This window comes from Streptococcus mitis (genome assembly GCF_001579035.1).
Taxonomy (GTDB): Bacteria; Bacillota; Bacilli; order Lactobacillales; family Streptococcaceae; genus Streptococcus; species Streptococcus mitis_J.
Window position 1 is genome coordinate 1 of record NZ_KQ970292.1, and the last position, 6415, is coordinate 6415.

Annotated in this window: 4 protein-coding genes and 1 pseudogene; all 5 read right to left on the reverse strand. The window is 42.7% G+C overall.

The window, feature by feature from the left end; all coding sequences use genetic code 11:
* Positions 1 to 741: glutamate--tRNA ligase (gltX, locus tag SMIDD26_RS09780; protein WP_134990290.1), on the reverse strand; the 741-nt coding region annotated here is incomplete at its 3' end.
* Between the two features lie 127 nt (positions 742 to 868).
* Entirely contained in the window at positions 869 to 2218 is a 1350-nt protein-coding gene (locus SMIDD26_RS09785) for a glucose-6-phosphate isomerase (RefSeq protein ID WP_000018268.1), read from the reverse strand.
* A gap of 170 nt (positions 2219 to 2388) precedes the next feature.
* Positions 2389 to 3078, reverse strand: a complete 690-nt coding sequence (locus SMIDD26_RS09795) for a gamma-glutamyl-gamma-aminobutyrate hydrolase family protein (protein WP_000124770.1) — start codon at positions 3076 to 3078, stop codon at positions 2389 to 2391.
* A 137-nt stretch (positions 3079 to 3215) separates the two neighbouring features.
* Positions 3216 to 4982: a multidrug efflux ABC transporter subunit PatB gene (gene patB / locus SMIDD26_RS09800; protein ID WP_061439979.1), complete on the reverse strand. Its 1767-nt coding sequence runs from the start codon at positions 4980 to 4982 to the stop codon at positions 3216 to 3218.
* A 1-nt stretch (position 4983) separates the two neighbouring features.
* Positions 4984 to 6415: pseudogene (gene patA / locus SMIDD26_RS09805) on the reverse strand (multidrug efflux ABC transporter subunit PatA); the annotation flags it as partial.

Here is a 6415-nt window from a genome sequence, read left to right on the forward strand (position 1 = left end):
AATCAAGGTCATGTGACCGAACTCTGGAGCTTCCCAGCCAAGGGCTTCATAGACCATAAGCTGTTTTGGTGTATTAGCAATATGGTCATCTCCACGGATAACATGAGAGATTTGCATATCGTGGTCATCGATAACAACGGCAAAGTTGTAAGTTGGGTAACCGTCTTTCTTTTGGATAACCCAGTCACCACCGATATTGCCACCTTCAAATTCGATATCACCTTTGACCATATCATGCCACTTGTAGATACCTGACTCATTGACAGCTAAACGAACAGTTGGAATGATCCCTGCTGCTTCACGTTCTGCGATGTAAGCCGCTTTTTCTTCTTCACTCATACCAAGGTATTCATTGATGTAGCGTGGTGTTTCGCCAGTTTCTTCTTGGCGTTCGCGTTCAGCTGCCAACTCTTCTTCTGTAACGTAAGATTTGTAGGCTTTTCCTTCAGCTAACAGTTGGTCGATGAATTTTTGATACAAGTTCAAACGCTCAGACTGGCGGTAATTTTCATGTGTTTCTGGGCTTTCATCCCAATCCATACCTAACCAACGAAGGTTTTCAAGCTGTGAACGTTCACCATCCTCGACATGACGTTTACGGTCAGTATCTTCTATACGAATAATAAAAGTTCCACCATGATGACGTGCATACAAGTAGTTGAACAATGCTGTACGGGCATTCCCGATGTGTAGTAGTCCTGTTGGACTTGGTGCGTAACGTACGCGGATATCTTTTGACATAGTTTCTCCTATAAAGTCTCTAGGCGTCTGCCTTTTTGCTTTCTATATTATATCACAAGTCTTGGCTGAGTCCAATTTCTATGAATAAAGAGAGTAAAAAGAGTGGACAAACCACTCTTTTCTTCTATTATAGACGTGCGTTAAGTTCTTTGCTCAATTCTTCAAATCCTGGTTTTCCAAGAAGGGCGAACATGTTACGTTTGTAGGCTTCAACACCTGGTTGGTCAAATGGGTTGATAGCATTCAAGTAACCTGAAAGAGCGATAGCCAATTCGAAGAAGTAGATAGTGTATCCAAGAGTGAAAGCATCTTGCTCTGGAAGGGTTACGTACATGTTTGGTACATCACCGTCTGTGTGGGCAAGAAGAACACCGTCAGTTGCTTTTTTGTTTACAAAGTCAACGTCTTTTCCTTGAAGGTAACCAAGGCCGTCAAGATCTTCTTCCAAACTAGGAATAATCACGTTCTTACGTGGTTTGTCAACACGGACAACTGTTTCAAACATGATACGAGTTCCTTCTTGGATAAATTGACCAAGTGAGTGCAAGTCAGTTGAGAAGTTGGCTGAAGTTGGATAGATACCTTTTTGGTCTTTCCCTTCTGATTCACCAGCCAATTGTTTCCACCATTCTGAGAAGTACTGAAGTGATGGCTCATAGTTTACCAAGATTTCAGTTGCATAGCCTTTACGGTAAAGGATGTTACGAACAGCTGCATATTGGTAAGCTTCGTTTTCAGAGATTTTGTCTGAAGTGTAGTCTTTGCGAGCTGCGTTCGCACCTTCCATAAGGGCTTTAATGTCAGCTCCTGATGCAGCGATTGGAAGCAAACCAACGGCTGTCAATACTGAGAAGCGTCCACCGATGTCATCTGGAACCACAAATGTTTCCCAACCGTTAGCATCTGCTTCAACCTTAACAGCACCTTTTTGGCGGTCAGTTGTTGCGTAAATACGTTTGTTGGCTTCTTCTTGACCGTATTTCTTAACCAAGAGTTCTTTGAAGACACGGAAAGCAATCGCTGGTTCAGTTGTTGTACCTGATTTAGAAATCACGTTTACTGAGAAGTCTTTGTCAGCTACGTACTCTACCAAGTCAGCAAGGTAAGTAGATGAGATTGAGTTTCCAGCGTAAAGGATTTGTGGAGCTTTACGTTCTTCTTTTGTTTGCAAGTTTGCAAAGTGGTGGTTCAAGAAGTCGATTGCTGCTTTGGCACCAAGGTAAGATCCTCCGATACCAATTACAACCAAAACATCGCTGTCTGATTTGATTTGCTCAGCAGCTTTCAAGATGCGGTCAAATTCTTCGCGGTCGTAGTTTTCAGGAAGGTCCAACCATCCTAAGAAGTCGCTACCAGCACCAGTTCCTTTACGGATCAATTCATCTGCTGCTGTTACTTGTGATTGCATGTATTCCACTTCATGTGGTGCAACAAATTTGTCTAAAACTTTTGAATAATCAAATTTAATATGTGACATGTTATTCCTCCAATATTTCTTCTTTTCTATCATAACGCTTACCTTCGTTTTTTCAAGTTTTTTGTCAAATTTCTCCAATTTTTATCAGAATTCAAACGTTTGCGTAAAAATCCCACATTACCAAAAATTTTAGAAAAAATAAAAGAAAGAACGACCAGATGCCCCAGTCGTTACAGTTCATTCAATAAATACTCAAATAATTCTAAATTGCCATCTTCTTCATTGACCAGAAACTCTGGATGCCACTGCAAACCGATAATGCGATGTTCGTCGATAGACTCAATCGCTTCGATGGTTTGGTCTCTTGGGTCAATAGCAGTTACACGGAAATTAGGTGCCAAATCTTTAATACTCTGACGATGGACGGAGTTGACCTGACTTTCTTTCCCAAATAGCTTAGCCACCACGCTTCCCTCCACTGTCTCAATAGAGTGAGATGTTCCGAAAGGTAGTCCTTGCCAGTGACCTTCGATTTCTTGATTGAGGGTTCCACCAAAGGCAACATTGACAAGTTGGACACCGCGACAGATTGCCATAATTGGTTTATTCTGACGGAGCGCTTCTTTCAAGAGAGCCAGTTCAAACTCATCACGTACTAGATTGTAATCATCGCTCTCGATGGTCTTTTTCTCTCCATAAAACTGAGGATGGACATTTTGACCGCCTGTCAAGATAAGTTTGTCAATCATTTCTACATAATCGCGTACAACTGACTCATCACCAACAGGAATGACTAAAGGGAGACCACCGACTTGACGAATGCTCTCTGCGAATCTACAAGATACAGATGAATGAATGTTTTTGCCTTCCGCGTCTACGGGACATAGATTTGCAGCAACTCCTACAACCGTTCTAGCCATGATGCCTCTCCTTTCGAATATTAACGATAGTCCTATCTTATCACTCAAAACATCTTTCGTCTAATATGTTTTTTTTAAGGATGTGATAAATATTTTTTATGGACAAGAAAAAGCTGCCCCATAGGACAACTTCTTTCTTATTCGAAGACAAATTGATTGTGATAGAGTTCTGAGTAAAATCCACCTAGTTTCAAGAGTTCATGGTGATTACCACGTTCAATGACTTCTCCATCTTTAAGGACAATAATCTGGTCTGCATTGAGGATGGTCTTCAAACGATGGGCAATGACAAAACTGGTTCTACCCGCTACAACCGCCTCCATAGCATGCTGAATCTTGCTTTCTGTCACCGTATCTACGTTTGAAGTGGCTTCATCGAGAATGAGAACTTCTGGATCTGTCATCAGGGTTCGAGCAATAGAAATCAATTGCTTCTGCCCTGTTGAGAAGATGCTCTGGTCATCATCTATAAGGGTATCGTATTTATCAGGTAAGCTTTCGATATAGTCGTGAATGTGGGTTGCCTTGGCTGCTGCCTCAACCATTTCTTGACTAGCATCTGGCACACCGAAACGGATATTGTCTCGAATGGTTCCGCTAAATAAGACCGAATCTTGCAAGACAATTCCCACCTTACTTCTGTGACTATCTAAATCATAGTCACGAATGTCTTTACCATCAAAATAAATACCGCCAGCATCAACATCATAAAAGCGATTGATAAGGTTCATAATAGTCGTTTTCCCTGACCCAGTCGGACCAACAACCGCTGTCATCTGGCCTTTCGGAGCGGAAATGCTGACATCTTTCAAAATAGGTTTATCAGGCAAGTATGAGAAATCAATATGACTGATTTCAACACCTTCTTGCAACTTAGTGAAGATTGGAGCCTTTTCAGGTCGGATTTCTTCCTCTGCGTCAAACATTTCCTGAATCCGTTCAGCACCTGTAAAGGCCAACTGAAGGCTTCCCCAACTTGCCGCAACTTGGATAATAGGCTGGTAGTATTGCTGTGAAAATTGGGCAAACATAACAATCAAACCTAGGGCTGTACTTGTTTCAATTGCCTTATCATTCAAAAGTACGGCTGAACCAGCAAAGATGACGATGGCTGTATTAACCAGACTCATCCCATTCATGACAGGGAAAAGAATTCCTGAGAACATTCTTCCTTTAAAGGTTGCCTTGCGCACGCGCTCATTTTGTTCAAGAAATCCTGCCATCATATCCTCTTGAATTCCTTGCACAATCACGGCTTTTTGGCCTGAAATACTCTCATCCATATAGGCGTTGAGTTTCCCTACCTCTTTCTGCTGGAGATTGGTGTATTTGCGTGCCATTTTCACGATGAAAATCAGCATGAGGAAGGCTACTGGTGTGCTGGCAATGGTGATGAGAGCCAGCGTCACATTTCTCGAAAACATGACAAGAATCAGACCAATGTATAAAACAATATTGCTCATGACCTGAATCAAGCTTTCGTTAAAGGCTTGGAGGATATTATCCAAATCACTGGTAAAACGAGACAGGATATCCCCATCTTGTCGGCGGTCAAAGAAAGAGACCGTCAAGCGAGCAAGCTTACCGAAGAGGCCTTTGCGCATCTCGTTGGTAGACTCTGCAATCACGCGCGTCATGAGACACATGTATATGACACTGGAGATAAAGAGAACCAAAACCAGTAGGGCAAGATTGACCATGATTCCTGATAGACTCTGCCAAACAAGTTCTGGATTGCCATTTTGATAAGCTTGAACTAAATTGGCTAGCTGCGTCACCGCTTGTCCAGAAAAGACCGGAAAGAGAGCTTGGGCAAGAGTCGCCAGAACAATCATCAGGATGACGACTACAAATGATAGCTTATAGACTTTAAAATAATTCCAAAAAAATTGAACTGTCTTCATTTTACTCCTCCTTTCCTTTCTGTGTTTCGTAGATTTCACGGTAAACAGCATTGTTGGCAACCAAGTCTGCATGCGTGCCTTGACCAATCAATCGTCCTTGATCTAGAACCAAGATTTTATCTGCATGGACAACCGAGCTAATCTTTTGCGCGATGATAATGGTTGTCGTCCCCTTCAAGTCCTTATTCAAGGCTTCTTGCACTAGACGCTCTGACTTGGCATCCAAGGCCGAGGTCGAATCGTCAAAAATCAGAATACGTGGATTGCTGACAATTCCACGAGCAATCGACATCCTTTGCTTTTGCCCGCCAGAGAAATTGGTTCCTCGTTCCTCAACTGGACTTTCAAAGGTTTTCTCCATACGATGAATGAATTCACTGGCTTGGGCAATGTTGGCTGCTCGCTCCATTTCAAATAGAGTAGCATCTCCCTTACCCTGTCTCAAGTTATCTGCAATCGTTCCACTAAAGAGAATGGCACGTTGGAGAACGATAGAAACTGTTTTACGCAGGGTCCCTTCACTCACTTCTCGAATATCCTTGCCTCCGATTTTGATAGAGCCTTCTTGCGGATCAAAGAGACGTGGAATCAATTGAGCCAAGGTTGATTTTCCTGCACCAGTCGCTCCAACGACACCAACCATCTGACCAGGTTCAATAGTAAAGCTCACATCTTTCAGCATCGGTTCCTTATCCATTGGATAGGTAAAGGTTACATTTTCAAAGCTAAGACTGCCGACCAATTCTTCATCTGGCACATCCTTGAAGGTCATGGCTGGCTCTGCGTCCAGAATTTCTCGAATACGACGCATAGAAATCATGGCACGGCTGACAGAATTTCCCAAAAATCCAACCATAACAATGGTAAAGATAATCTGGCTTAGGTAATTGACAAAGGAAGCAATGGAACCAACAACTGACGGATCCGACTGAACCATCCCCGCAACTAGCCAAATAGAGAGGAAAACCGCCCCATAACCGACCAACATCATGAAGGGTTCCACTACTGAAAAGGCATAGCCAATGTAAAGGTTTTGACCAAGAAGCTCGTCTGAGACCTCTGTAAACTTAGCAAACTGCTCTTTTTCTTGGACAAAGGACTTGACCACACGAACACCGCGCAGATTTTCCTTGGCAATGGCATTGATGCGCTCAAGAAGGGTTTGAAACTTGGCAAAACGAGGACCCATCATCCCCACTCATGACAGCAGTCAAACCAAAAATCAAGACTACCATGAGAACAATCACCCACCACAGAGAGGGTAAGGTTTGAACCGCCAGGATAAACGACCCGATGAACAAGAGGGGAAGTCTGAAAAGAATTTGGAAGGTCATCATGACCACGTTCTGAATCTGGTTGATGTCATTTGTCATGCGAACGACTAGATTTCCCGCATTAAATTGTTCAATATTGGCATAAGAAAAGGTTTGGAT

What these genes read in the sequence shown, in the direction of transcription:
- patB (WP_061439979.1), bottom strand. Translation starts at nt 4,982, where the DNA reads ATGAAGACAGTTCAATTTTTTTGGAATTATTTTAAAGTCTATAAGCTA.
- SMIDD26_RS09795 (WP_000124770.1), bottom strand. Translation starts at nt 3,078, where the DNA reads ATGGCTAGAACGGTTGTAGGAGTTGCTGCAAATCTATGTCCCGTAGAC.
- SMIDD26_RS09785 (WP_000018268.1), bottom strand. Translation starts at nt 2,218, where the DNA reads ATGTCACATATTAAATTTGATTATTCAAAAGTTTTAGACAAATTTGTT.